24 protein-coding genes are annotated in these 25,242 nt (G+C 60.0%); 3 read left to right on the plus strand and 21 right to left on the minus strand.

Annotated elements, in window-relative coordinates; translation table 11 throughout:
* Window positions 1-5 precede the first annotated feature (5 nt).
* The 9 genes from AC13QY_RS28880 to AC13QY_RS28920 are packed head-to-tail and all read right to left on the minus strand — an operon-like array spanning window position 6 to window position 8,363.
* On the minus strand, window positions 6-974 hold the full coding sequence (locus AC13QY_RS28880) for an ROK family protein (protein ID WP_113350994.1): 969 nt from the start codon (window positions 972-974) through the stop codon (window positions 6-8).
* Window positions 971-1,696, minus strand: coding sequence for a ribulose-phosphate 3-epimerase (locus tag AC13QY_RS28885; protein WP_113350995.1), 726 nt, complete (start codon window positions 1,694-1,696; stop codon window positions 971-973). Before AC13QY_RS28885 ends, AC13QY_RS28880 begins: the two co-directional genes overlap by 4 nt.
* On the minus strand, window positions 1,693-2,520 hold the full coding sequence (locus tag AC13QY_RS28890; RefSeq protein WP_113350996.1) for an alpha/beta fold hydrolase: 828 nt from the start codon (window positions 2,518-2,520) through the stop codon (window positions 1,693-1,695). Before AC13QY_RS28890 ends, AC13QY_RS28885 begins: the two co-directional genes overlap by 4 nt.
* Window positions 2,520-3,338 carry a sugar phosphate isomerase/epimerase family protein gene (locus tag AC13QY_RS28895; RefSeq protein WP_113350997.1) on the minus strand — a complete coding sequence of 273 codons (819 nt, stop codon included), beginning with the start codon at window positions 3,336-3,338 and terminating at the stop codon, window positions 2,520-2,522. Before AC13QY_RS28895 ends, AC13QY_RS28890 begins: the two co-directional genes overlap by 1 nt.
* Window positions 3,338-4,414 carry a Gfo/Idh/MocA family protein gene (locus AC13QY_RS28900; RefSeq protein WP_113350998.1) on the minus strand — a complete coding sequence of 359 codons (1,077 nt, stop codon included), beginning with the start codon at window positions 4,412-4,414 and terminating at the stop codon, window positions 3,338-3,340. The genes AC13QY_RS28895 and AC13QY_RS28900 overlap by 1 nt, the downstream gene beginning before the upstream one ends.
* 11 nt (window positions 4,415-4,425) lie before the next feature.
* Complete coding sequence (locus AC13QY_RS28905; protein ID WP_113350999.1) at window positions 4,426-5,244, minus strand: sugar phosphate isomerase/epimerase family protein; 819 nt, start codon at window positions 5,242-5,244, stop codon at window positions 4,426-4,428.
* 5 nt (window positions 5,245-5,249) lie between these two features.
* The gene (locus tag AC13QY_RS28910) at window positions 5,250-6,086 is read right to left on the minus strand and encodes a carbohydrate ABC transporter permease (RefSeq protein WP_113389539.1); all 837 of its coding nucleotides are present in this window, start codon (window positions 6,084-6,086) and stop codon (window positions 5,250-5,252) included.
* Entirely contained in the window at window positions 6,083-7,003 is a 921-nt protein-coding gene (locus tag AC13QY_RS28915) for a carbohydrate ABC transporter permease (RefSeq protein WP_371864883.1), read from the minus strand. The genes AC13QY_RS28910 and AC13QY_RS28915 overlap by 4 nt, the downstream gene beginning before the upstream one ends.
* Before the next feature lie 13 nt (window positions 7,004-7,016).
* Complete coding sequence (locus AC13QY_RS28920; RefSeq protein WP_113395934.1) at window positions 7,017-8,363, minus strand: ABC transporter substrate-binding protein; 1,347 nt, start codon at window positions 8,361-8,363, stop codon at window positions 7,017-7,019.
* 176 nt (window positions 8,364-8,539) lie between these two features.
* Here AC13QY_RS28920 and AC13QY_RS28925 point away from each other — a divergent pair, with 176 nt between their 5' ends.
* Both AC13QY_RS28925 and AC13QY_RS28930 read left to right on the plus strand, forming a co-directional pair.
* A complete protein-coding gene (locus tag AC13QY_RS28925) occupies window positions 8,540-9,688 on the plus strand; it encodes a Gfo/Idh/MocA family protein (RefSeq protein ID WP_113389542.1) in 1,149 nt (382 codons plus the stop codon).
* Window positions 9,689-9,712: 24 nt separating this feature from the next.
* Complete coding sequence (locus AC13QY_RS28930; RefSeq protein ID WP_113389543.1) at window positions 9,713-10,663, plus strand: alpha/beta hydrolase; 951 nt, start codon at window positions 9,713-9,715, stop codon at window positions 10,661-10,663.
* A gap of 19 nt (window positions 10,664-10,682) precedes the next feature.
* On the opposite strand, the gene AC13QY_RS28935 is transcribed toward AC13QY_RS28930, so the two are convergent.
* The 3 genes from AC13QY_RS28935 to AC13QY_RS28945 all read right to left on the minus strand — a co-directional run bounded on the left by AC13QY_RS28935 (window position 10,683) and on the right by AC13QY_RS28945 (window position 13,834).
* Entirely contained in the window at window positions 10,683-11,717 is a 1,035-nt protein-coding gene (locus AC13QY_RS28935) for a LacI family DNA-binding transcriptional regulator (RefSeq protein WP_113389544.1), read from the minus strand.
* Window positions 11,718-12,262: 545 nt separating this feature from the next.
* Window positions 12,263-12,568, minus strand: a complete 306-nt coding sequence (locus tag AC13QY_RS28940) for a hypothetical protein (protein ID WP_113395940.1) — start codon at window positions 12,566-12,568, stop codon at window positions 12,263-12,265.
* A 306-nt stretch (window positions 12,569-12,874) separates the two neighbouring features.
* Window positions 12,875-13,834: an aldo/keto reductase gene (locus AC13QY_RS28945; RefSeq protein WP_113395936.1), complete on the minus strand. Its 960-nt coding sequence runs from the start codon at window positions 13,832-13,834 to the stop codon at window positions 12,875-12,877.
* Between the two features lie 174 nt (window positions 13,835-14,008).
* Between AC13QY_RS28945 and AC13QY_RS28950 the strand changes: the two genes are divergently transcribed.
* On the plus strand, window positions 14,009-14,908 hold the full coding sequence (locus tag AC13QY_RS28950; protein WP_145635575.1) for an AraC family transcriptional regulator: 900 nt from the start codon (window positions 14,009-14,011) through the stop codon (window positions 14,906-14,908).
* Between the two features lie 208 nt (window positions 14,909-15,116).
* Here AC13QY_RS28950 and AC13QY_RS28955 read toward each other — a convergent pair whose 3' ends face one another.
* From AC13QY_RS28955 to AC13QY_RS28995, 9 genes are all read right to left on the minus strand, one after another.
* Window positions 15,117-15,635 carry a MarR family winged helix-turn-helix transcriptional regulator gene (locus AC13QY_RS28955; RefSeq protein ID WP_233788657.1) on the minus strand — a complete coding sequence of 173 codons (519 nt, stop codon included), beginning with the start codon at window positions 15,633-15,635 and terminating at the stop codon, window positions 15,117-15,119.
* Window positions 15,636-15,726: 91 nt separating this feature from the next.
* Window positions 15,727-16,524 (minus strand): ABC transporter ATP-binding protein, encoded by a 798-nt coding sequence (locus AC13QY_RS28960; protein ID WP_162746304.1) that lies wholly within the window; start codon window positions 16,522-16,524, stop codon window positions 15,727-15,729.
* Window positions 16,524-17,456, minus strand: coding sequence for an ABC transporter permease (locus tag AC13QY_RS28965; protein WP_113395937.1), 933 nt, complete (start codon window positions 17,454-17,456; stop codon window positions 16,524-16,526). The genes AC13QY_RS28960 and AC13QY_RS28965 overlap by 1 nt, the downstream gene beginning before the upstream one ends.
* Window positions 17,453-18,433 (minus strand): ABC transporter substrate-binding protein, encoded by a 981-nt coding sequence (locus AC13QY_RS28970; protein WP_210248394.1) that lies wholly within the window; start codon window positions 18,431-18,433, stop codon window positions 17,453-17,455. Before AC13QY_RS28970 ends, AC13QY_RS28965 begins: the two co-directional genes overlap by 4 nt.
* A gap of 38 nt (window positions 18,434-18,471) precedes the next feature.
* The gene (locus tag AC13QY_RS28975) at window positions 18,472-19,692 is read right to left on the minus strand and encodes an alpha-hydroxy acid oxidase (protein WP_113329166.1); all 1,221 of its coding nucleotides are present in this window, start codon (window positions 19,690-19,692) and stop codon (window positions 18,472-18,474) included.
* 35 nt (window positions 19,693-19,727) lie between these two features.
* The gene (locus tag AC13QY_RS28980; RefSeq protein WP_113351009.1) at window positions 19,728-21,155 is read right to left on the minus strand and encodes an FAD-binding oxidoreductase; all 1,428 of its coding nucleotides are present in this window, start codon (window positions 21,153-21,155) and stop codon (window positions 19,728-19,730) included.
* A complete protein-coding gene (locus AC13QY_RS28985) occupies window positions 21,152-22,177 on the minus strand; it encodes a prephenate dehydratase domain-containing protein (protein WP_113351010.1) in 1,026 nt (341 codons plus the stop codon). Before AC13QY_RS28985 ends, AC13QY_RS28980 begins: the two co-directional genes overlap by 4 nt.
* Window positions 22,178-22,268: 91 nt before the next feature.
* Entirely contained in the window at window positions 22,269-23,069 is an 801-nt protein-coding gene (locus AC13QY_RS28990) for a class I SAM-dependent methyltransferase (RefSeq protein WP_233788658.1), read from the minus strand.
* A 410-nt stretch (window positions 23,070-23,479) separates the two neighbouring features.
* A complete protein-coding gene (locus AC13QY_RS28995) occupies window positions 23,480-24,343 on the minus strand; it encodes a DMT family transporter (RefSeq protein ID WP_113351012.1) in 864 nt (287 codons plus the stop codon).
* Window positions 24,344-25,242: the final 899 nt, after the last annotated feature.

The following is a 25,242-nucleotide window of genomic DNA, read 5'->3' on the forward strand; positions in this document are numbered from 1 at the left end:
GGGACTCATCGACTCCGGGGCGGCTTTCCGTAGCCGTCGAAGATGAGGCTGGCGGCGCCGATCAGACCGGCATGGCGCCCAAGCTGTGCGGCAACGATCGGCACGTCGCGATAGGCGGGCATGGCGCGCTCGCGAACCGTCGCCGCCACTTGGTCGTGCAGAAGATCGAAGCCATGCGAAATTCCTCCGCCCATGACAAGCACGTCGGGCGAATAGAGATGAAGCAGGTTTGTAAAGCCGATCCCTAGCCACCGCGCTTCGTCGATCAGCAGCGCCAATGCATCGGCATCGCCCTTTCGTGCGGCGTCTACGACATGTCGTCCAGTCACGTCGGCATCGGCGGCGAACTTGCGCAGTATCGATCCGTCTGACGGCCTGGTGCGGACCGTCGCCCGCCTGCCGAGTGCCGTGCCGGAGGCGACGGCCTCGAAGCAACCGACTGCGCCGCAAAAGCAACGTTCGCCCTCGTTTGTGATCGTCATGTGGCCGATCTCGGCAGCCAGGCCCCGTCTGCCATGCAGGATCCGGCCATCGGCAATCACGCCGCCGCCGATACCGGTCGATACCGTGACGAACACCATCGATCCCGCCCCGCGGCCGGCGCCATATCGCCATTCCCCGAGAGCTGCCGCATTCGCATCGTTTTCGAGCCGCACGGGCAGCTGAAAATGGTTTTGGAGAATCTCCGCCAGCGGGACCTCATGCCATCCGACCAGCGTCGGGGCCGCAATGACGATACCGGCGTCCGGATCGAGCGGACCGGGCGCGCCGATCCCGATCCCGATCGGCGAAAGATCGGGCGTTTCCGCCAACACCGTTTCCGCCAGCAGTTCGATCTGACGGATGACGGCTGCGGGACCCCCGGCCGCATCCGTCGATAGCGACGAGAACGACAATAGGCATCCCGCATCATCGATAAGTGCGGCGCGAAGCTCCGTTCCACCGAGATCGAATGCAAGAGCGACCTTTTTCACGAAACCTGGCTCTCCAGTCCATGCAGCCAGGCGATCCGGTCGCCAAGATTCTTGTCGCCGAATGCCAGCGATCCGAGAACGACCGTCTGTGCCCCGGCCTGGCGCAGGAGTGGCACTGTCTGCTCGCGAATGCCGCCATCCGCGGCCAGAATTACGCGATCCTCGCGGCCTGCCTTCTTCAGGAGAGAACGCGCCTCGAGCAGCCGGTCGCATGCCTTGTCGGAAAGGCTTTGTCCCTTGACGCCGATCGAGGTTCCGAGCAGCGTCACGAAGGCGACGTGATCGATAAAGGGCTCGATCGCTGAAACGGGTGTTTCCAGCCGCAGCACCACGCCGGCTTCGGCGCCAAGCTCTTTGGCAAGTGCAATGGCGCGTAAGCCGGCATCGCCGTTTTCGGCATGGACGCTGATCAAATCCGCTCCCGCCTCTATGAACTGGCGTGTCTGCTCCTCGACGATTTCAGCCTCGACCATGAGATGCACGTGGATCGGCTTCGCCGTCGACTTGGCGATGCGCGCGACAAAATCAGGAAAGAACAGGAAGCCCGGCGTAAAGCGCGCATCGGCGACATCGATGTGATGTAGATCGACATAGGTTTCGATGCGCTTGAGGTCGGTCTCCATATTGGCAAGATCGGCCGACCAGAGCGAAAATTCGCCGAGAAGCCTGTTGCGGGGAAGCGCTGCGATGGCCGCCGGGCCGGAAAGAGGTCTGGACGTCATGACGAAACGAAGCTCCGGAGTGTTTTGGATGCTAGAAAATGCGCGATGGCGTCTTGGACCTCGGCAAAATGCTTATCTTTATCGACAGCCTTGGCGGTGACTTCGACAAAGCTCGCGCCTGGAATGACATCGGCGAGCGTCTGCGCGCAGGAGAGCGGATGGATCGCATCGTGCTGGTTGCCGATAATCAGGGCAGGCACGGCAAGAGCGGCTGCTGCTGCCCGCGGCACCTCCGGCCCGTCTGCAGCGATATCAGCCAGAACAGAGGCGAAGGCGAGAGCATCTGGTCGGTCGAAGTAGCCAAGCAGGGAGGAGAAATTGTCCGGTGCCTCGGAGGCGATCCGCTGTCCTGTTTCAGAGGCGATAAAGAGCCTTTTGGCCTCCTCGATCGGATGCGAATGGATGAGGGCAGCCACTGTGCGGATCGGCGCGAGATTGCCCGGCGATGCCTCGAAGGTCCAGGCGGGGCGCACAAGAACGAGCCCGGCAATCCGGTGGGCGTGATGATGAGCGAGGTGCAGCGCAATGGCCGCTCCCATCGAAATGCCGCCGATGATGAAGCGATCGAACCCGTATACGGTGGCCGCGGCCAAAACATCCTCGGCAAACATGCGGATGGAAAAGGGTCGTGTATTGCCGAGGGAGGATGCCCCGTGCGCACGGCATTCCAGCGTCAGCCGGTGCATGTCTACCGAAGCGGGAACATTTTGTGCAACCTGTGCCTCGTCGCCGCCAAGGCCATGCTGGAAGATGACGGGGAGTCCTTGCCCATTCTCGTAGACGACAAGTTCCGCATCGTCGCGCTTGAACCATTTCTTGCCCATCAGATTAGCGCCTTGAAAAAGCCGGCAACCGCCGGTGCGTCCGAAGCAGAAAGGCCATGCGTCACGAGCGGGCCTTCGAAATTCACCGAGCGCAGCCGCGCGATGAAGTCGGCAAAATCCACCACGCCCCGTCCGGCGGTTGCGAAGCGACCATCGCTGTAACGATCCTTGGCATGGGCCAGGGCGATATGACCGGCTGACGTTTCGACCGCCTCTTCAATTATCGCCCGCGCCTTGGCAGGTGTTGCCTGTTCGAAGAGATTGGCCGGATCAAGCACGATGCGCAGCCGCCGCGATCCCATCTCGTCGATCAGCCGCAGGGCGTCGCGTGCCGAGGTGACGATATTGGCCTGCTCCGGCTCGATGCCGAGATCGACGCCATGCCGTTCCGCCAACTCCAGAGCCTTCGATATCTCAGCCGCCATGTCGGTCCAGGCGGAGAGATCGCCGTTGTCTGGATGATAAGCCCATTGGTCGTTCGGGTCGCGCGTTCCGGTGCAAAGCGTTACCAGCGGAATCGAGAGTGCCGCCGCCGTTTCGATGACGACGGCGAGCTGGGCGAGGCCCGCTCGGCGTACAGCAATATCAGGGTGAGCCATGTTGTAGGTGCCGGACAGGGCGGCAAGAGAGACGCCCGTCGCCTCGACCGCTGCCCGGATGGTCGCGATCATTTCTTCCGAAACGGCATCGGGCATGGACGGGAGACCGCAGCAGGCGAGATTGAACTGCGCGCATGCGTAACCACTGTTGCGCACGGCCGAGAGAACGCCGAGCGGCTCCGTTCCGGGAAAGGTCTTGGCGAAGATGCCGATCTGCATCAGACCGCTCCCGTGACCGATGCGAGTTCGACGCGCTCGCCTCGTTCCACCGATCGGGCGATCGCCACCATCGCGCGGATGGAGGCCAGGCCGTCCTCGACATTGGCACCGCGCATCGGCGCGCCATTTAATGCCGTATCTGCAAATCCTTCCAGCTGACGGCGGAAGAAATGGCCGTCGGCACCGAGCGGCTTCCGACTCGTCGCATCCTTCTCGTGAAAGATCTCCACTTCGCTCGAGCGGAAGTACCAGGGATTGAAGGTCTTTGCGAGAACCGAGCCGTTTTCGCCATAAAGCTGGAAACCTTCATGCCAATCCATGCGCACGGCAACTGTCAGGTCCAGATGGCCGAGAGCACCATTGGCAAACTCGGTCTCCACGAACCAGCAATAGGCACCCGCACGTTCCAGAAGCCGGGCACGCACGGCGACGATCTCACCGCAGAAGAAGCGGGCGGTATCGACGAGATGTGAGCCATGGGCGAGCATGAAATATTGCCGGAGATCGGCCTTGGGATTGCCTGATGGTTTGCGCGCAAGCTTGCTGGTGACGGGCAGGGGCTGCACCGCATCCGTATTGGTGTAGCGATGGGTGGAATCGCAATACCACGCCTTCATCGCAAAAATCTGGCCTATGTCATCGCGTACGAAATCACGCGCGGCCTCAAGCGCCGGATCGAAGCGTTTCATATGGCCGACCTGCAGGATCCTCCCGGACCGGCGCACGGCCTCGGCAAGCTGCTGCCCTTCCTCGACGGACACTCCGATCGGCTTTTCGCACAGCACATGCTTTCCGGCTTCAAGCGCCTTGATCGACATCGGCACATGATAGGCGTCGGATGTCGCGACGATCACGGCCTCCAGCTCGGGATCGGCCAGCATGGCATCATAATCATCGTACATCTTCTGCGGCTCATAGGTCGCGCCCATGCGGGCCAGAAGATCGGGGGCTGCGTCGCAGATCGCATAAAGATCGGCATTTCTCGCCTTGGCGCAGGATTCGAGATGTGCGAATTGCGCGATCGGGCCGCAGCCGAGTACTCCCACGCGAAGACGACGACTTTCCTTTTCGATCATGGTTCTACTCCTTATGCTCCGTAGCCGCGCATGGTTTGGCGATTGGCTTTGACCGCAGCGGCAGGATCGGAGCTGGCCGTCTCGGATTCCTCCTCCAGCACCAGCCAGCCATTGAAGCGCGGAGCGGCCGAGACGAGGTCGATCACGGCCGGCGTATCGAGAACGCCCTTGCCGAGCATCGCCCATCGGCCCTGCGCATCGACATCCTTCAGATGCAGGTAGCGGATACGGTCTTGATAGGTGCGCATCGTGTCAAGCATATCGGCATGCCCCCGCAGGATATGACCGGTATCCGGCACCCACCCGACCAGGTTCGGATCCAACAATGCGAAGATGCGGTCGTAATCGGCACGGTCGAACAGTAGCGTATTGTGATGCGAGCTCGGATGTACGGCGACCTCAACGCCGGCGGCCTTGCCCAGTTCGCCGGCGCGATTGTAGAACTCGCCGGCAATGGCGAACTTCTCATCTCGCGGGCCATCGGAAACGACGGTTGCCGAGCCGATGGAAACGAGCGCGCCGGGAAAATGCGCGGCATAATCGATCCAGCGCTTGGCCGTCGCAAGATCGTCCTTCACGGCGTCAGCGACGGTAAAGCCGCTCCTGGAACCGAAGGCGAAGGAGACGAGCGTCAAGCCGCAATCCCTCAATGCATTCGCGAAGGCATGCGGCTCCGCGCCATAGCGACCGATCATCGTATCGGTGATTTCGAGGCCGGAGTAGCCGCCGACGGAAATGGCCGACAGCAGATCATCTGCCGTTCCAGTCCAGGTATTGCCGAGCATTTCCCATGTGAATGTCTGGCAGCCGACCTTTATGTCCTTGCGCATTCCCGCTATTCCTTGATTCCGCCTTGGGTCAGGCCTTCGATGATGTGTCGTTGGAAGAAGAGCACCAAAATGATGAGCGGTATGGTGACGACAGCCGATGCGGCGGCGATGTCTCCCCAGGGCACATAATATTGGTTGGTGAAATTGGCGATGCCGACCGGGATCGTCTGGCTGTCGCTGTCCGACGTGAAGGCCAGCGCAAACAGGAACTCGTTCCAGGCGGTAATGAAGGCAAGCAGGCCTGTCGTGACTAGGCTCGGCAGCGACATTGGCAGGATGATATGCCAGAGCAGACCGACAGGGCCGACGCCGTCTATGCGGGCCGCCTCGTCGATCTCGCGCGGCAGCGTTTCGAAATAGCCGAACAGCACCCAGGTCACCAGCGGCAATCCGAGCGCGAGATAGGTGATGATCAGCGCGGTATAGGTATCGAGCAGCCCGAGATCGGAGGCGATGAGATAGAGAGGCCCGACGAGCGCGATCTGCGGAAACATCGATACCGAAAGGATGACCGTCAGGATGCCGAAGCGTCCCTTCACATCGAGGCGCGACAGCGAAAAGGCCGCGAGCGAACCGACGATCAGGCAAAGTGCTGTGGTCGCAAGGGAAACGACGAGCGAATTCAGCACGTAATGATGAAGGCCTTTCTCTACAAAGGCATTGTAGTAGTGCTCCAGCGTGAACGGGTTCGGTATGAGCGAGGGCGTTCCCTCGGTCAGCGCCTTGTCGAGCTGGAGCGATGTCGAAAACTGCCAGATGAATGGGCCGGCGGACCAGATGAGGATGAACAGCGCGCCAAGATAGATGGCGATGTTTTGAAGGACTGAGCGCTCTGCGTTCATGTCGTCCTCCTGATCTGGCGCACGAGGAAGACGCAGAAGCCTATGGCGATCAGACCTTCCGTGATGAACATGGCGGTCGAGACTGCAGAGCCGTAGCCGAACTGAAGCGTCGAAAAGAGTACCTTGTAGGACAGCGTCGAAAGCGTCTCGGTGGAATCGGCTGGGCCGCCGCCCGTCAGCACATAGACGAGGTCGAAAACGCGAAAGGCATCGAGCGCACGGAAGAGGCCGGCAATCAGCAGCGTCGGCATCAGGAGCGGCAGGCGAATATGCCAGAAGATCGTCCAGGCTCCTGCCCCATCAATGCGTGCCGCCTCGATCAGCGATTTCGGAACGGTCTGCAGCCCCGTCAGCAAAAGAAGCGCCATGAATGGCGTGGTCTTCCAAACATCGGCAAGGATGATCGTCGTCAGCGCCGTGTCCGGTGACCCGTACCAGTTGACGTTCTGGTCGATCAATCCTGCATGCAGAAGGATGAAATTGACGATGCCGTGCTGACCGTCGAAGAGCCAGCCGAACATTTTCGACGTCACGACGGTCGGCATGGCCCAGGGCACGAGCATGGCGGCGCGGACCATGCCCCGGCCGGCGAAGGTCTCGCAAAGGATCAGCGCCATTGCCAGGCCGATGAAGGTTTCGAGCAACGTCGAGATCAGGGTAAACCAGATCGTGTGCCACCAGGCATTCCAGAACGGCGGATCGGCCAGCAGCTGCACATAGTTGGCGATACCGACGAAATCATTGTCCTGTGTGATCAGCGAGCGGTTGGTGAAGGACAGATAGACGCCGTTGACGATCGGATAGAAGGATACCGATGCGAGCGAAAGAAATGCCGGCAGCAGCAACAGCCAGGGCCAGAGGGCGCTTGACAGCGCCCTCGACTTACCTGGAGTTGGCTCGGAAACGGCAACCGTCATCGTCACGGCCATTTCAGCCGACGATCTTGTTGATCTGGGCGGCGGCTGCCTGAAGCTCGGCCTTGACGTTGCCGCTGACCAGCGCCTTGGAGATGCTGGACTGCAATGCCAGCGTCACCTTGGCATATTGCGGCGTGATCGGCCGCGGCGTGGCTCCGGTGAAGACGTTCTGGAGACTTGCCATGAACGGCTGCTCGGCCTTGAGCTTCGCATCCTGGAAGATGGCAGGCCGCGAGGGCGCAAGACCGAAATTAAAGGCAAGCCGGGTCTGGGTTTCGGGTGAAGACATCCAGGTCAGGAATTCGATCGCCGCTTCCCGCTTCTTGGAGTTGGCATTGACGCCCAGCTGGTAGCCGCCAAGGCAGGCCGAGCTCCTGCCGCCGGCAAAATGCGGCAGCGGCGCGACAGCCACCTTGTCGACGACATGCGAGGCCTTCGGATCCTGCGCGATCGGATAGACATAGGACCAGTTGCGCATGAACATCGCCTCACCAGACGTAAACGGCTGGCGAGAGGGCTCTTCGTCCCAGGAGAGCACGTTCTGAGGACTGATCTTCGTCTTGTTGATGGTGTCATACAGGAACTGGATCGCGGCAACGGCGGCATCGTCGCCGATGACGGAAGATTTTCCATCTGCGGACAGGATGGAGCCGCCGTTGGATGCGATGATTTCCACGGCGTCACAGACCAGAACCTCGGCCTGCTTGCCCTGCCAGAGATAACCGAATTTGGCGTCGCCGGCTTTTTGCGCCTCTGCCGCCATCGTCGCCATGTCGGCCCAGGTTTCCGGTACCTTGCCGCCGTGCTTTTCCACGAGGTCCTTGCGATAGTAGAACATGCCGGAATCGACGAACCATGGCAGCGCTGTCAACTTGCCGCCATAGGTGCAGGCAGCCACTGTGCCGGGGAAATAATCGGCACGCTTGTCTTTCGGGAAATACTCGTCAAGCGGCAGCGCCCAGCCGGCGGATGCAAAACCCGCGATCCAGATAACGTCCTGGCTGAAAACATCGGGCGTTCCGTTGCGGCGGGCGAGCTGCTGGACGAGGCCCTGATAGACTTCCGTCGACGAGCTCGGCGGCGGCAGTTCGATGAATTTGACGGTAATGCGGTTTTGCGACTCGTTGAACGTCTTGACGAGGTCGCCGAGGCCTTCCTTGCCAAAGAAGCTGGCGCTGGCAAAGCTGATTTCCGTCCGATCGGCGGCACGCGCCGGGCGGATGCCAAGGCTTGTAGCAACTCCAAGCGTTGCCGTACCGATGGCGGCGCCGGCGGCACCCAACAGCAGCTGACGACGATCAAGCATTATCGATTGTCCGGCACTCGTGGAGTAAGCCGGCGTCTTCTTGATATCTGTCATGTTTCCCTCCCAGGAAGACTGGCGACCTCCAAACCTCCACGCCAGTATTCGCATATGTTTTATAAAAATTTATCGCGCGTCAAGAAATAAGGTGCTTTAAATCAACCCGGGAGTCATCGTTCGGATGCGCCGAAGCGCGGCGAACAGATGTGGTAGATCAGGGGGGATTGGGTAATATGGCTGGTAATTCAAAAGCTAAGCTCGGCATTGGCGTCATCGGCTGCGGTAACATCTCGATGACGTATCTGCGCAATGCAGCGCTGTTTGCCGGTGTCGGATTGCGCGTCTGCGCCGATATATCCGCCGATGTCGCCGCGCTGCGTGCCCGGGAATATGGTATTCGCGCGCTCAGCGTCGACCAATTGCTGGCCGATCCCGAAGTCGATCTCGTGCTGAACCTCACTGTTCCCGCCGTCCATTTCGACGTCACGATGTCGGCCCTGTCTGCCGGCAAGCACGTCTTCACGGAGAAGCCGCTGGCAACGTCGGCGGCCGATGGACTGGTTCTCGTGGCGGAGGCCAAGCGCCGCGGATTGCAGCTGGGGTCGGCGCCCGATACGTTCCTCGGCGCTGCAGGCCGCCGAGCGCGGCGCCTGATGGATGAGGGCGCGATCGGCCGGCCGGTCAGCGGCACTGCCTTCATGATGGGGCGCGGCATGGAGCACTGGCACCCCAATCCGCAATTCTACTATCAGCCGGGCGGCGGCCCGGTCTTCGACATGGGCCCCTATTATCTGACGATGATGGTGAACCTGCTTGGTCCGGTCGTGCGGGTCATGGCAATGGCGACGAAGGGCCAGGAAGAACGCCTGATCACCGCCGACGGCCCGTTCAAGAATACGCACTTCAAGGTCGGCACTCCCACAAACATCCTGTCGCTTCTGGAATTCCAATCCGGCGCGACCGTGAATTTCGGCGCCTCCTGGGACGTGTTTCGCCACTCCAACCATCCAATCGAGCTTCATGGCACCGAAGGTTCGCTCCGTTTGCCCGATCCGGACACGTTCGGCGGAACGGTGTCGCTATCCGAGCGGGGCGCCGATTGGTATGATTTCGAAAGCGACGGCGAGCTTTACGGCGCGAGGAACTGGCCATTCCATGCACCGGATCGGGCGAATTACCGCATGCTCGGTGTCGCCGACCTTGCGCGAGCGCTTGAGGAGGGGAGACCTCCCCGCGCGTCGGGAGAGCTGGCCCTTCATGTCCTCGAGATCATGGAGGCCATTCTCCAGTCGGGGGAAAGCCGGCAGTCGGTCAGCATCGGCGCGCAATTCACTCCGCCACCGCGCCTTGACGAAGACGAAGCACGCAGCCTTCTCGCCTGATCGCTGCAGAGAGGGGATAATCCAATGGAAAAGCTGGATGAAAGCGCGCTGCGCGTTCTTGCTCTCACCAGTCGGTCGAGCGGTCGGCCATTCGAAACCGGCACACCTCAGCAGGCGCGTATCGACTATGATGCGAATTGTCCGACGCTCCAGGGCGCAAGAGAGGTGGTCGCTTCGCTGGAGGATCGCGGGATTGCCGGCCCGAGCGGTCCGATCGCCTTGCGCATCTATCGCGGCATCGGTGCGCCTCTGAAGCATGGCCCGGGCCTCATCTATTTGCATGGCGGCGGCTGGGTGATCGGCAATCTCGAATCGCACGACGAAATCTGCCGATGGTTCGCCAATACTGCCAAATGCACTGTCATCTGCCCCGACTACCGGCTAGCGCCAGAACACAAATTTCCCGCCGGAGTGACCGATTGCGCTGCGACTTTGGCATTCGTGGTGAAATCGGCGGCGGACCTCGGCATCGATCCCGGGAGGATCGCCGTTGCTGGCGACAGTGCCGGCGGCAATCTTGCTGCCGTGCTGGCATTGATGTCACGCAATGGCGATGCCCCGCCGCTCGCGGCGCAACTGCTCATCTATCCCAATACGGACGCCGCCCAGACGGCCGACAGCTATCGCCGTTATGCCGAAGGCTTCGGCTTGACTGCCCCGACAATGAGGTGGTTTCGCGATCACTACGTTCGCACTGCAGCCGATATAGCAGACTGGAGGGTTTCTCCGCTACAAGCCGAGACCTTGGCCGGAGTAGCACCGGCCTTCATCGCCACCGCCGGACACGATATTCTGGTCGACGAAGGTATCGCCTATGCCGGGCGATTGCGGGAAGAAGGGGTGCGTATGGTACATCGCCATTGGCCGGGGCAGATCCACGGTTTCGTGTCGATGGGGAGATATGTGGCGGAGGCTCGGCGGGCAGTGGAGGAGGCCGTCGCGGCGTGGCGCGGCTTCGAAGCTGTCTTGATTTAGATGAAGAGCAGGTGTCGCCTTAGGCCGACTGCCGCATGACTAGTGTTCCATCCAGGCAGACCTTGCGCGCGATCGACTGGGTGGGCACGTCCGTATCTCCAAGCAGCATCAGAAGCGTGCTGACGCTGCTTGCCGTCATCGCGGCGAAGTCCTGAGCCATCGTCGTCAGCGGCGGGCAGGTATAGCGGCTCAAGGGATGGTCGTCATGGGCCGCGATGCGCAGATTGTCGCCCTTTTTGCGCCCGATTTTCAGCCCGTGCGCGAAGGCGGCTGCCATCACGCCGAAGGCGAGGCGATCATTCGCGCAAAGGATGGTTTTGCGCGGAAGAGACTTTGCGCGGAGCAGGCCATCCATCTGCTCGTATCCGATGCGCTCGAACTCCCAGGTGTAGGCAACACTGGTGCTGATGACCAGCGGCTCGCAGCCTGCGGCTTCCATGGTGGCGATATAGCTTGCCAGCCTTTCGGGTGAGTTGTGATTGACATGCGGAATGTCGAGATAGGCGGGCGCCTCTCCGGATCGGCAAAGATATTCCACGATCGTTGCGACGCTCTGGTAATTGTCGTTGCCGATGAAGGGCGTATTGCCTTCGATATAAGTGTCGAAATAGACGATGGGCAGGTTCTGCGCGAGTTTTTCAAAGGTGCGCGGATCGGATTTCTTCCCCAATGGTGCGACAAGCGCACCGGCTACCTTCAAGGACAGCATTGTGTTGACCGCTTCGCCTTCCAGTTCGGGCAAACCGTGCGACGAGAACACGATCGGCCAGTAACCCTCGTTGCGCAGGCGCAATTCCAGGCGATTGACCATTTCTGCATAAAAGGGATCGGTAAGGGCGGGAACCAGGATGCCGATATTGCGGGTTCTCTTGCGATTGAGGTTCCGCGCATAAAGATTAGGCTGATAATCCGACGAACGAAGCGCCGCCTCGATCAGCGCGCGGGTTGCCGGTTTTACACTGGTCGGATCGTCGAAATACTTGGAAAGGGTAGGGCGGGAGACACCGCAGGACTTCGCGAAATCCTCCATCGTCTTATGCGTCAATTTTTCCATCTAAAGTCGACCATTTTTCCAGCTGCCGTCGCTACGAATGCCTTATGCGCATACGTGGAAAGCAGCGCAACCAGAGACGTAAAATCCCGACAAGTTCTTTTGCGCTTTGTGTTGCAATAAAAGGTAGCGCGCGAAAATTTATTATTTAACGCGTTAAAATTCAAGTTGCAGCATGAGTGGTCCGAGCGGGAATGGAGCGCATCACACGAAATCCCCTGTTGGGATCCTTCATCAACGCTCATGCGAATGGCGACAAGCTGCGCCGATGAGTAGTTACGACGACATTCGAACCACAGCCGCATAGTCAGCTTTTGATATTGGCGCGTGTGAAGCGGGAATGGGTAAAGCCGGAGGCGCATGAACGGCGCGCTGGCCATTGACATGCATATCCTCTTGCAAATGGTAATTTCGGACTGCTCTTCGCGATCGCCGCGAACCGGGCCTGGGGCTCGCCGTTTTGCTATCGGCGTCGCCTTGATGGATGCCGCGCGTTTCTCCTGATACAAATTTGTTATCGAATCCGCGCGACAAGCCGGCGCCAGCTTTCAAATCCCCGACCCGTCGAGTTGCTGGGCGTTGTCGCCTTCCCAAGGTGAAGGCATTGAGGTGCGATTGAGATTGGCCGAGGGCATCGGCATCCAGCATTTTAGTTCCGGCTCGGCATATTCGATGATGTGCCCGGGTGAAGAATCGGAGGCGCGCCAGCCTTCCGTACCAAATTGATCGCCATTCGACCAATATGCGAGGTCAACTTCTGCAGGCCCCTGTTCTGACGGGCGGATCGTGACAAGGATCCGACTGCCGTCTTTCGGAGCGCTTGCCATGTGCCGCCAGCGGTCTGGCTCATTCATCACTCTTCCTCCTGCCTTGCTTTGGGTTGCAAGTGTCGCCTCGCCATCGAAAACGGTCAACTCAAACTTTGGGCGATCCATTCTCCATCGTCTCAAATGTTTGCGGCTGTATATATTTCAGAAGGAAGTATGTACTGCGATACGGTCGAGGTGCTTTGAGGCATCCCGCGCTCCGGAACTTGCAAGATGCGCCAACACATTCCGGAGCACTTGTATAATCAGGGAGACCGGCGATCGTCCCGCAGAACGAGATGATCGGCTGCGGTACTGGTCGGAACGGCTCCGAGATCTTAGGATAGCGGAGCTTCAGCCTTGCATCTCTTTTTCCCACCAGCCGCGGGTGTTCACGTCCGCGGCGTCAGCGAGCGCTTCCAGCTCTGCAATGTCGTCGCCGGTGAGGCTGATGCTGCCGGCTCGGACGAGACTATCGACATGATCGGGTTTGGTGACGCCGATGATCGGCGTTGTGCCCTTGGCGATTGCCCACGCTATCGCGACATCGGGAGCGGCCGCATCCTGCTTCTGGCCGATCGAGGCGAGCATGTCCGTCAGCGCCTTTAGCTGAGGCAGCATGCCATTGTAAGCAGCCGCCCGGCTGCTTCCTTTTGGCAGCGGGTTCTCCGGACTGTACTTGCCAGTCAGGGCGCCCTGTTCAAGCACCATATAGGCGAAGAACGGGATACCTTGATTGCGGCAGTAGTCCAGGATGCCAGCTTGCTCGGAGCTGCGGTAGAGGAGACTATAGTGGTTCTGGATGGCTTCAACCCGGAATCCGGCTTCTCCGAGGATCCGGTTGGCGAGCTCGATTTCGCTCAGGTTGTGATTCGAGACACCGACATGTTTGACCTTTCCGCTCTTCAGCAGCGGTATCAGGTGCGGAGTCCACCGCGCCACATCGGCTGGATTGTGAATCCAGTAGAGGTCGATGTAGTCGGTGCCGAGGCGCGCCAGGCTCTGCTCCAGCATGTCCGCCACGGGATCATCACCGGTCCCTGCCGCTTGCGGGGTGAACTTCGTGGAGAGCTGATAGCCGCTGCGGGCGTAGCGTTTGAGTATCTCCCCAAGTAGGGTTTCTGAACGGCCCATGCCGTATACCATGGCGGTATCCCACAGGGTGAATCCGCTCGCATGCGCCTTTTCCGCGACCTCTTCGAGGCCAGCCTGAGTAAGGCGGCTGCCGAAGTAACCGTCGCCGGTCTCGCCGCTGTCGCCCCACGCCCAGGTCCCCAGTGCTACTGTGGGGGCTTTCAAATAATCCATCGTCATGTTTGCTCCGTCCTTGTTCTGCAGCCTGGTTCGCTGCGACCCAGGTGCTTCGGACACTATGATGTGTGGCGACGCCGAACCGTTAGCCTTATGCGCCGGGATTACTGCCCAATCCTCCAGAAGCCGCACGGTTTCGCCTTGCTGCCCTCCTGCTCGCATGCAATGGTCAGGCTCATGGAAACACTGACCAAAATCTCTGCAGTAATTGCCCGACACGCCTCCAAGGATGGTTTCCACGCCACCCCCATCGAACGGATGACGCTTGCTCGATCCTCCACGGTGACGATGCCGATGCCGAACGTATATCGGCCGCAACTGTGCCTTGTCGCACAGGGGCAAAAAGAGGTTACTCTGGGTGACCACGTGTTCAGATATGCGCCGGGCCGCTATGGGATTGTGACTTACGATCTGCCGGCAACGGGCCAGGTGGTCGAGGCGACACCTGACAGGCCCTATCTCTGCCTGTTCCTTGATTTCGATCCAGTCAAGCTGGGGCAGCTGGCGTTGCATGTGCCGCCGCCGCCGGGAGCGCCCGCTCGGCCCACAGGCAAGACGGTGTCCGACGCCGGCGCCAGTCTGCTCGATGCGGTGCTGCGCCTGCTGCTTCTGCTCGACGAACCGGCAGCATTGCCCGTACTCGGGCCGTTGACCGAGCAGGAAATTCTCTATCGCCTGCTCGCCGGCCCGGATGGTGCCAGGATGCGCCAGATCACCTCGAGCCAGGGGCGGGTGGCGCAGGTTGGCCGCGCCATTGCGTGGATCGGGCAGAACTTCCGGGAACGGTTCAGCATCGAGCGGCTTGCTGCGGAAGTCGGCATGAGTCCGTCGAGCCTGCACGAGCATTTTCGCGCCGTGACGGCGATGACGCCGCTGCAATTCCAGAAGCAGCTAAGGCTCCAGGACGCGCGCAGCCTGATGCTGGTCCAGGACATTGACGTCACGACCGCCGCCTTCCGCGTGGGTTACGAAAGCCCGTCGCAGTTCACTCGCGAATATCGGCGCCACTTTGGAGAACCGCCGGCGCGTGACATAGCTCGCCTGCGCGCTTCGCCGCGCTTGGTAGGGGTAGCTTGAATTCAGCTTTCCGGGGCATTGACGGTCAGTCCAAATATAGCGCCCGTCGAAGATGCGGACCGAATGCGAATGTGCCTATGGAGCAAGGCCGCGACCGATCCAGCTCCTGATCCCCTCGGGCTGGACCCTGAGACTTTATGCGAACTTCATAGCCGCTTTTCTATGGAGAGCATTCGGGGGCTTTTATCGGGATAAGCCATATTCGGGGTTAGATCCCAGATTTGATGTCGGCCACCACCGCCTGCCAGCCACGAGCGACAGCTCCGGCGCATGCATCTTCGATGCGATCAAGCATGGCATGTAGCACCTCGCGCTCACGAACCGACAAGCTTTCGAGAATACGTGCTTCCATCGCCTGACCGATGGACACGATCTCCTCGAGCACCTTGTAGCCCTCGGGTGTGAGTTCGATCGCAGAGAATCGGCGATCACCGGCACCGGCATTGCGCCGGGCAAAGCCTAGCGAGACCAATTGCGCAATGCCGCGGCTTACTGCGAATTGATCGAGCGCTCCGGCATGGCAGATTTCCTTGCTCGAAAGCCCCGGGCGGCTGCCGGCGATGGCGAGAATTCGCCATGACGCCTGGGACAGGCCATATCGTGGCCCGTAATAGGATGCGAGCAACTCAGCGGTGCTGCTTGCCACCAGAAACATGCGGTAGGGCACCCAGCGATCGAGCCGAAAGGCTGGCTTCACCGCCGTTCCATCCTCGCGTTCCTCCGTCACCCTATTATCGGTTTTATCGTTTTTTAATTGCATATTGCAGATATATTCCAGCGAAGTTCCGAAAACAAGCCGCGGATGATCGCGGCGGATGTCAAGCGAGCAGCAGCCTGTCTTCGGCAATTTCGCCGCCGCTTACCGCTCCAAACAGCGCAATCAGGTCCGGCACATCGTAACCAGCCCGTTCATCCCCTGCGACGTCAAGCACGATGCGTCCCCCGCTCATCATGATGGTGCGCTGGCCATAATCGAGAGCATGGCGCATACTGTGCGTGACCATCAGTGTGGTGAGACGCTGACGCTCGCTGATTTCCGCCGAAAGTGCCAGGATGCGCGACGCCGCCTTAGGATCGAGCGCTGCCGTATGTTCGTCGAGAAGAAGTAGTTTCATGGGCAGCAATGTCGCCATCAACAGGCTTACCGCCTGCCGCTGGCCGCCGGAAAGGGTGCCAATCCCCGCCTTAAGCTTCGTTTCAAGTCCGAGGCCAAGGCTGGCAAGCTGTTCTTCAAACCGCGCGCGCCCAATCCGTCCACCAAGCGCAAGGGACAGTCCGCGCCGTCCGGCGCGCGCGGAAGCAAGCGCAAGATTTTCCTCAACGGTCAGAGCCTCACAGGTTCCGATGCGCGGATCCTGGAATACGCGGCCGATAAATCGCGCCCGTGCCTGGGTCGGCAACCGCGTAACGTCGACGCCGTCGATGACGATCCGGCCCCGATCGGGCGAAGTAGCGCCGGCAATGGCCGAAAGGAGTGTCGACTTCCCGGCACCATTGCTGCCGATCACCGTTACGAACTGCCCCTTGGGGATGGCCAGCGATACGCCACGCAGTGCAGCCACTTCGAGAGCTGTCCCCGGGTTGAAGGTGACCGATATCGCGTCGAGATTCAGCATCATGAGGTCGCTCTTTCTGCTTTCGATGGCTCAGGCAGCCGGCTACGCCTGATGGAGGGCAGCTTCTTCAGCCGCGTTTTCGAAATCATCACGGCGACGGCGACGACCAATGCTGTTACCAGATTGAGATCCTGTGCCTGGATCCCGATCACGCCGCCGTCGAGCGCCAGCGCAATGACCAGCCGGTAGATCAATGCACCGAGGATACAGCCGAAGGTGGCTCGCGCGACCGATCCTGCGCCGACGACCGTTTCGCCGATAATGACGGCGGCAAGACCGATGACGATCGTGCCGATGCCCATTGAGACATCGGCAACGCCCTGGCTTTCGGCATAAAGCGCCCCGGCAAGCCCGACGAGGCCGTTAGCGAGGGCCATGCCGAGCATGACCATGCGGCCATTATCGACAGCCTGTGCCTCGGCCATCCTCGGGCTGGCGCCGGTTGCACGTAAGGCCAGTCCCATTTGCGTGGCAAGGAACCAGTCTACGAACATCTTTGCGGCCAATACGATGCAGAGGAGCAATACTGTATTGGCCCAGACCCCGAGCGCTGCGATGCCGCCGATCCAGGAAAAGATGGTATCGGTCCCATAAAGCGAAACATTCGGCTTACCCATGACGCGCAGATTGATTGAGAACAATGCGACCATGGTCAGGATCCCTGCAAGCAGGTTCATGATCTTCAGCCGGACCGACAGGAATGCTGTGACGAAGCCTGCAGAAGCGCCCGCGGCAAATCCGAGGAATGTCGCAACAATGGGCGGCACGCCGGCCATGATCGTTGACGCTGCAACCGACGCGCCGAGCGGGAAACTGCCGTCGACAGTTAGATCCGGAAAATCGAGCACTCGGAACGAGAGATAGACGCCAAGGGCAACGAGGGCAAACAGCAGGCCTGCTTCGCAGGCACCGGAAAGGGCAATCAGGCTCATTGGTCGATCACCTTCGCTGCGCTCTGTGTCATCGCCTCGGAGAGAGTGACGCCCATCTTCTTGGCCGAGGCGAGATTGAGGTAGAGATCCTCGCTGTCCAGTGTTCCGACCGGGATGTCGCCCGGCTTTGCGCCATTCAGGACCTTGGCGGCAATCTCACCCGTGAGCCGTCCCAGCTTGTAATAATTGAATCCGAGTGCAGCCATCGCACCCCGTTCGACTGAGTTGGTGTCGCTGGCGTAGACCGGGATCTTCGCGTCGACGCCGACCTTGACCACGCTTTCGACGGCCGAGACCACCGTGCTGTCGGTCGGCAGGAGGATTACATCGGCCTTGCCAACGAGGCTGCGGGCAGCGTCCGGCACCGCGGCCGACTGTGCCGCCGTCGCCTCGACGATACTCATACCGATCTTCGCCGCCTCGGTCTTCATTTCAGCCACTTGCGCGACGGAATTGGCCTCGCCGGCATTATAGAGGACGCCGATCTTCGTTGCCGTCGGGGTCAGTTTATGAATCAGTTCGAAGGTCAGGTTCAGGGGCTGCTTGTCACTGGTTCCGGTCAGCGTGCCGTCCGGTTGAGCGAAGCTTTTGACCAACTTTGCGGCAACGGGATCCGTCACGGCCGAGAACACGATCGGGATCGCTCCTTTGGCTGCGGCCTGGCAGGCCTGGGCCGACGGTGTGGAGATGGCGACGATCATGTCGGGCGATTTGCCGGCAAATGTCTTGGCGATCTGCGTCTGCGTCGGCATGCTCCCTTGAGCGCTTGCAATGTCGAGTGTGACGGTCTTGCCGTCGATGAAGCCGGCATCGGCCAGTGCATCGACAATCCCTTTGCGGGCCGCGTCGATGGCCGGATGCTCGACAATATAGGTTAGCGCCACTGTCTTGTTTGCCGCGGTGGTGACCGTGGCGGAGAAAGACAGAAGCAGGGCCGAGAGGGCTAGTGCGTGTACGAAAGCGGTTTTGCGTTTCACCGGAGCAATCTCCTCGTAAGGGTTTTGGCAATGACGGGTCAGGCGGCAAATGGTGACTGTGGGCGCGGAGACATGGGTTCGCGAGCGGAAACCTGCTCGGGCCGCAATAGCATCGGGGGAAGGCGAAGCGTGGAAGGTCGAAGATCGGCAATGGTGGGCGCACCCATCATTGCCTGAGCGACGTCGAGTTCGGCGGCGATGATGGCAAGGGCTCTGAACGCGGCATCCTCGCCGCCACTCGCCAGGGCATAGAGCGTCGCACGTCCGATCTGCACGGCCGTTGCTCCAAGCGCCAGCGCCTTGGCAACATCAGTGCCGCTGCGAAAGCCGCTGTCAATCAGGATTGCGAGCTTGCCCCCGACGGCGCTGACGAACTCCGGCAGGATGTCGATACTCGCGACGGCTCCATCGAGTTGCCGTCCACCGTGATTGCTGACAACGATACCGTCAAGCCCGAGCTCGGCTGCCCGGCTGCCCTGCCTCGGATTGAGCAATCCCTTAAGGATCAGCGGTCCCTTCCAGCGATCCCGTATGAAGGCGATGTCGTCCCAGGACACGGTTGGGTCGAGCTGCTGTTCCATCACCTCGGCAATCGTTCCCGCGGATTTAAGATCGAACTCGGCTTCCATGACTTCCAGACGCGGAGCGCCGGCCTTGGCCATCCGCAAGGCCCATCCAGGATGAGCCGCAAGGCTCAGGAGCTTCCTGGGTGTCCAGCGGAACGGCAGCGAAAAGCCATTGCGGGCATCGCGCAACCGTCTGCCGGGAATGGCGTTGTCGACTGTTATCTCGATTGCTTCGAAGCCCAGTGCTTCGGCCTGTTTCAGCAGCCTGAGGCTCACCTCGCGGTCTCGGAACAGGTAGAGCTGAAACCACTTCCTGCCTTCGCCGGCGGCTGCCACCGCTTCCATGGTCGCGCTGGCCGCTGAGCTCATGACAAAGGGGATTCCCGCTCGCGCGGCAGCCCGGGCCAACGCCTGGTCGCCCGCAGGCCATGCCGCGCCTGCCAGCCCGGTCGGTCCGATGATGACTGGCATTGAGAGAGGCTCGCCGAAGAGCGAGATGGCCGCCGAGCGGTGGCCAACATCGACGGGTGCAGAGCCGACGAGACGAATCCGATCCAACGCTGCCCGGTTTTCGCACAGCGTGAGTTCCGAGCCGGCGCCTCCGTCGAAGAAGTCAAAGACCATTTTCGGCAATGCGCGCCTTGCGGCGTTTCTGAAATCGGCGATCGATGCCGGGCCATGCGGATTGGACATAAATTCTCACTACCTCCCTGGTTTTTGTATCTCGCTCAATTGAAAGGCGGTGCCTCGGCGAGATTGAAGATCTTGCCTGGATTCATGATGTTGTGAGGATCGATGGCGCGTTTGATTGCGGCCATGACCCGGATGGCTGGACCATGCTCCGCGACAAGCGCTGCTATTTTGCCGTGGCCTATCCCGTGTTCGCCCGTCGATGTTCCCTGAAGGGTGATGGCGCGGTCCGCGAGACGTTTGGTCAGTGCCTCGACGCGCTGACACTCATCGGGATCGGCGGGATCGAAAAGGACGCAAAGATGGAAATTGCCGTCTCCCACATGGCCGCAGATCGGTGCGACAAGGCCAAGATCCCGCACGTCATCCTTGGCGGCAAGTATGGCCTCGACAAGCCGCGATACCGGCACGCAGCTATCCGTGGGAAGGGCGCTTGCGCCCGGGCGGAGCGCAAGATTGGCCCACCAGATATCATGGCGCGCTTGCCACAGCCTGCCTCTCGCTTCCGCCGATACGGCGGTATCAAACCGACTGGCACCGGCGGCATGTGCCTCCTCCTCGATGAACGGCAAGGCCGCCTCGACCGCTCCGCGGCTACCATGCAGTTCGATAAAAAGCGTTGGCTCGACCGGCAAGGAGAGTTTTGAATAACGATTGACGGCCTCGACCTGCAGTTCATCCAGCAGTTCGATGCGTGCCAAGGTGTCTGTGAGCCTGGTCGCGACAAGCACGAAGCCGACTGCCTGTTCCAGTGTGGAGAAACTCGCCGAAATCGCAACGATATGGTCTGGAATTGAATGCAGCTTGACGGTGACGTCGGTCACGATGCCGAGCGTGCCTTCCGATCCCACCCAGAGACGTGTCAGATCGTAGCCCGCCGCCGATTTGCGAGCATGGCTCGCGGTGCGGATCCGATCACCATTGGGCAGAACGACACCAAGCGAAATGACGTTGTCTTTCATCGTGCCATACCGCATGGCATTCGTACCGGAGGCGCGCGTCGAGGCCATCCCCCCAAGTGAGGCGTCAGCGCCGGGATCGACGGGAAAGAACAGTCCGGTGTCGCGCAATTCGGCGTTGAGGCGTTTGCGGGTTACGCCTGCCTCGACCGTCGCTGTCATGTCGTCCGGTCGAATCGTCAAAATCCGGTCCAGCCGGGAGAGATCGATACATATTCCGCCCATGAGGGCGGCAACATGTCCCTCGCAGGAGGTGCCGGTTCCAAACGGGATCACCGGCACGTCGAAGGCGTGGCAGGTCGCCACGATACGCGATACCTCATCTGCCGTATCAGGGAAAACGACCGCGTCCGGCGGATAGGAGGGATGCCAGCTCACGTCATGGCCATGCTGATCACGCACAGCCGTAGCCGTTGTCAGCCGATCGCCAAAATGCAGCTTCAGTTTCGCGATTGCCGCCTCGACCAGATCGCTATGGCGCCCGTAGTGCTTCACCGCGGTCGTCATCCCCCGGCCTCCTGCTGGCTATCGGACCATCGAAAGGCGGCCGGAGGCTTGGTCCCCCATGACGGGAGATTTTCTTCGCTGCGGTTGCGCAGATGGCGGCTCGCCATCGGAAACGTCCCGAGCACGACAAGCTCGCGAGCATGGCGGGCGAGAGTATCGAGCGCATCGGCCACCTCCGGTGCAGCCGGATCACCTTCGAACTCGCAGAGGAAGCGGGACGGCACGAATTGCCCGCCGACAAGGTAGCTTTCGATCTTGGTCATGTTGATGGCGTTTTCGGCAAATCCGGCAATGGCGTGGTAGAGGCAGCCCGGCCGGTTCTGTGTGCGGAACACAATCGTCGTCAGAAGCTGTGTTTTTTGTTCGATCGCCTGAGGTTCGGCAGACAACACGTAGAACCGCGTCGTATTATGCGGATCGTCTTCGACATTGCGTTTGAGGATATCCAATCCGTAGAGGTCGGCTGCAAGATCCGAGGCAATTGCTGCTTCGCTCGGATCCTCGCAAGATGCCACCAGCTCGGCGGCGTGGGATGTCGTCGGAGCGGCGATAGCCTCAAGATCGAGCGCTGCGATAAGCCGGCTGACCTGGCCAAGCGCCACTGGATGCGAACGCACGCGTCTGATGCTTGCAAGTGATGCGCCTGGCGGTGCCATGAGGCAATGTTCGACGCGTTGAAAATGCTCGCCGACGATATGCAAACCACTGTCGGGCACGATTCTGTGCACATCCGGCACGCGTCCAACCAGGCTGTTTTCGCATGGCAGGAGGATCCGGTCGACTTCACCGCGGACGGTGCTGGCGATCGTGGTCTCCAAGCTCGGCATGGCGATGCGATCCGCGGACGGGAACGCCATCCTGCAGGCGACATCTGCAAATGCGCCGGGCCGACCATTGTAGCCGACTTTATGGACTGTGGTCTCCGAGCCGAGTTTCCTGGCGCCCGGAACCAATGAACTGGCATCGAAAGGGGCTCCGGTGGGAGGGGCCGTGGCTCCACGGTTTGCGGCGGTCGATGTCATGACGATCTCCGAAGGAATTGTGCACGCCAGGTCACGTTGCGGGCGGATTTGTCCGGTCCCGCGTCAAGCGCCTGTCATCGTTCATCCATGATTAATTCGCAGTCGGCAGCTTTGTCGTTTCCATCACTGTCATCGGCCAAAGCAGGGCGATGCCGTTGCCGTCGGAAACGATGTCAAGATGGCGTTCCGCTGCAACAAGGCAGTCGTCGTCGGTGAAGATGTCGGTTGCCGAGAACAGCAATCGCAGGAAATGTCCGAGACTTGCCTTGGTGTCGAAGCGCCAGCGGGTGGTGACATCGGTAAATTGAGGCTTGTCCCATCCGGTCAGAGCGCACAGGCTCGTTGCAAATTCCCGTGAAAGGAAAGAGACCTCGTGGCCGGTACAGCAGCTCTGCGCGATGAAATCGTCGAAATAGGCGGCAAGCCGCGTTCCGGCGAAGATGTCAGCAATCACCAGCTTGCCGCCGGGCCGCATGTGGGCTGCGATCGCCTTCCAGGCAGCGGTCTTGTCGGAAATATGGTGCACGGCGCCGCGCGACCAGGCCATGTCAAAATCGCGGATCGGCAGGTCGAGCATGTGCGCAGCCTGACCGAAGACCCTGATCCGGCCGCCGCTTTCGACTTCTAGATCCTCAAGTTGTTCGGTGGACGGATCGGTCGCGACCAATAAGCCGGCAGGGCCGACATCTTCGGCAATCGCCCGGCTGAAATGACCGTTGCCGGCGCCGATCTCTAAGACGTGCCGGCCGTAGATCGGCTGCAGGAAGCGGCGCATGGCAGCGACATCGTCAAGCCAGGCATCGGGAAAGAGATGAAGTGCATCGCGGTAGGTCGCCGAGCGGCGGCCGGAGAAGACGATGTCAGATTCAATCGGTGTCGAGGACATATACATGAACATATGCCTTCCAAAATTGTTGCGGTTCGGACATCTCCCTAGATTCTCGTTTTGCGGGCAATCGCGATGCGATTTACCTCTTATGATTAAAACTACAACATAGATTTGATAGGAAATCAATTGCTATTTGCAAGTAATTTAGACATGCATAAGCTTTGTGCAATCGATCTTATTGGAGGCAATTTTAGCGGAGCCAATAGCCGATCTGAGGGATGTTCTTGATGGGTATCCGCATCTTCCGATTATCGGATCGGTCGTTAAACAGCTCTCAAGCTGTGACCGCAACACACCGGCCCTTCACAAATTGCCAGGAGTATTAAGTCTCGCCGGAAGTACTTCAATCGCCGGGACTGCGGGCGAACACGGATAGGATGCCGATTGCAGAACCGGTGCTTGATTGTTGCGCCTCAAGCATTGAGCACCAGTATATTGCCAAGAAGGATCGTCGCGCCGCCGAAGGCAAGACGGGTATCGATGTGCAGGCCTTCGAAGATGACCGAGATGGTTATGGCGACAATCGGAACAACGGTCAGCGCATAGGCCGCCCGTGCGGGGCCGACCTTCTCGATGAGCGTAAAATACATAAGAAACGTGACGCAGGAGGCAATAATTGCCAGATAGGCGAGCTGCGCCAGATAGCCGACAGTGACAGGTATCGTGAGAGACGTGCCGACAACGACCGCCCAGGCGACCCCGAAACCGCATCCGCATAATGCTCCCCAACCCATGAGCACCGGGATCGGCAAGCCGCGCCGCTGGTTGCGCGCAGCAATTGCGGTCCCCGCACCTGTCGCCATCGCCGCAACGCCTGCCCAGATGAACCCAGTCACGGTCTGCGGGTCGAGATGCAGTGCGAAGATCTGTGGGGCGGCGACGATGCCAAGACCCAGGAGACCAAAAACTATGCCAATCGTCGCGCGGCGGCTGATCCGGAGATTCAGCAGTAAACGGCTGGCGATGGCGGCAAACAGCGAGGAACTCGATAGCACCAGGGCAGCAATCCCGCTCGGGATACCCTTGGTCGCCTTATAAAAGGCGATAAATGCAAGCCCGAAAAACAATATGCCTTGCATCATCACCCAAAGACGATCGCTGCGGGCTATCGTGATCGGTTTGCCGGTGGCGATCGAAAATCCGAGCATGCTCAATCCAACAAGGAACATGCGGATCGCTACCGACAGCTCGGGAGCAGAAGCGCCTGCCTGGAGAGATGTCACAATCGCGCCCGAACCCCAGAAAAGCACGGTCGCGAGAAAGAGGGCTGCGGTCATCCTCACATCCTTTGTGGCTAAATGGTAATCCAGGCAGTCGACTCGACTCGTGGAATACGCAGGCATAGGCATAATGTCGGTTATTTAGTTGCAAAATGCAATTATTATTTAATTCGCGTCGCCGCTGCGGCTCCTGCGTCCACGATGGCAAACGGCGATTATCGGAAATCTCGGGCTTCGAAGGTGAGATTCAGTAATTTTCACTTTCGGCCTGAGGCTGCGATATAGCTTGTGACAGGCGGGGAACAACAGGGCGGCGAGCGCGACGCGGGTTCGGGCACCAGTCATTGTTGATCACACGGAAATCCGAATAGCCTTTTGTTTCCACGTGGTGCGAAATCGAATAACATCTCCGTTATCGAAAATGGTCAAAGAGAGCATTAGGGATGTCTATGCAGCCGATCGATAAAGCGTTCACAAGGACGGTTGCCTTAGGCATTCTGATTATTGTTCCCGCCGTTTTCTTTGCTTCCTGCTCGACGGTCGGCGGAACCGGCGGCCAATCCAGGTCGGTAACCGCGAGCAGATCGACAGATCGCGACAAAGACAAAGCGGCCGAACGTCGGCGATGGGCGGAGAGGGTTGAACGAGACAATCAGCTAGCTCCAAGCGGGTCGGCACCGGGTTCCTATGGCTCTTCCCGTCCTCTCTTCACTTGGTGAGCGATAGATTGGCAAACTGCCCCGGTCTCAGGTTTTAGGGAACGGGTCCGCCGCCAGCCGGAGCCACAATCGATCTGCTTGCCGGCAAGATCTTCGACTTGGAAGAGATGATAGTCGTTTCCAGTCTCTGTCCTGGTTTGTGGTCGGCGGACCTTTGCATTGCCCGAATATGGCATACGTCGTTATCCAGCATGCTCCGGAGGCGCTCGCAACGCCGCTTTCGAGAGACCTATGGTC

The organism is Martinezella sp. CNPSo 3795 (assembly GCF_057784475.1).

Coding starts and splice junctions, on each gene's coding strand:
- AC13QY_RS28945 (WP_113395936.1), bottom strand. CDS start 13,834: ATGACGATGGATTATTTGAAAGCCCCCACAGTAGCACTGGGGACCTGG.
- AC13QY_RS28890 (WP_113350996.1), bottom strand. CDS start 2,520: ATGGGCAAGAAATGGTTCAAGCGCGACGATGCGGAACTTGTCGTCTAC.
- AC13QY_RS28935 (WP_113389544.1), bottom strand. CDS start 11,717: ATGGAAAAATTGACGCATAAGACGATGGAGGATTTCGCGAAGTCCTGC.
- AC13QY_RS28885 (WP_113350995.1), bottom strand. CDS start 1,696: ATGACGTCCAGACCTCTTTCCGGCCCGGCGGCCATCGCAGCGCTTCCC.
- AC13QY_RS28905 (WP_113350999.1), bottom strand. CDS start 5,244: ATGCGCAAGGACATAAAGGTCGGCTGCCAGACATTCACATGGGAAATG.
- AC13QY_RS28895 (WP_113350997.1), bottom strand. CDS start 3,338: ATGCAGATCGGCATCTTCGCCAAGACCTTTCCCGGAACGGAGCCGCTC.
- AC13QY_RS28975 (WP_113329166.1), bottom strand. CDS start 19,692: ATGTCCAATCCGCATGGCCCGGCATCGATCGCCGATTTCAGAAACGCC.
- AC13QY_RS28950 (WP_145635575.1), top strand. CDS start 14,009: ATGGAAACACTGACCAAAATCTCTGCAGTAATTGCCCGACACGCCTCC.
- AC13QY_RS28960 (WP_162746304.1), bottom strand. CDS start 16,524: ATGCTGAATCTCGACGCGATATCGGTCACCTTCAACCCGGGGACAGCT.
- AC13QY_RS28990 (WP_233788658.1), bottom strand. CDS start 23,069: ATGTATATGTCCTCGACACCGATTGAATCTGACATCGTCTTCTCCGGC.
- AC13QY_RS28915 (WP_371864883.1), bottom strand. CDS start 7,003: ATGACGGTTGCCGTTTCCGAGCCAACTCCAGGTAAGTCGAGGGCGCTG.
- AC13QY_RS28965 (WP_113395937.1), bottom strand. CDS start 17,456: ATGAGCCTGATTGCCCTTTCCGGTGCCTGCGAAGCAGGCCTGCTGTTT.
- AC13QY_RS28985 (WP_113351010.1), bottom strand. CDS start 22,177: ATGACATCGACCGCCGCAAACCGTGGAGCCACGGCCCCTCCCACCGGA.
- AC13QY_RS28910 (WP_113389539.1), bottom strand. CDS start 6,086: ATGAACGCAGAGCGCTCAGTCCTTCAAAACATCGCCATCTATCTTGGC.
- AC13QY_RS28995 (WP_113351012.1), bottom strand. CDS start 24,343: ATGACCGCAGCCCTCTTTCTCGCGACCGTGCTTTTCTGGGGTTCGGGC.
- AC13QY_RS28940 (WP_113395940.1), bottom strand. CDS start 12,568: ATGAATGAGCCAGACCGCTGGCGGCACATGGCAAGCGCTCCGAAAGAC.
- AC13QY_RS28900 (WP_113350998.1), bottom strand. CDS start 4,414: ATGATCGAAAAGGAAAGTCGTCGTCTTCGCGTGGGAGTACTCGGCTGC.
- AC13QY_RS28930 (WP_113389543.1), top strand. CDS start 9,713: ATGGAAAAGCTGGATGAAAGCGCGCTGCGCGTTCTTGCTCTCACCAGT.
- AC13QY_RS28925 (WP_113389542.1), top strand. CDS start 8,540: ATGGCTGGTAATTCAAAAGCTAAGCTCGGCATTGGCGTCATCGGCTGC.
- AC13QY_RS28920 (WP_113395934.1), bottom strand. CDS start 8,363: ATGACAGATATCAAGAAGACGCCGGCTTACTCCACGAGTGCCGGACAA.
- AC13QY_RS28980 (WP_113351009.1), bottom strand. CDS start 21,155: ATGACGACCGCGGTGAAGCACTACGGGCGCCATAGCGATCTGGTCGAG.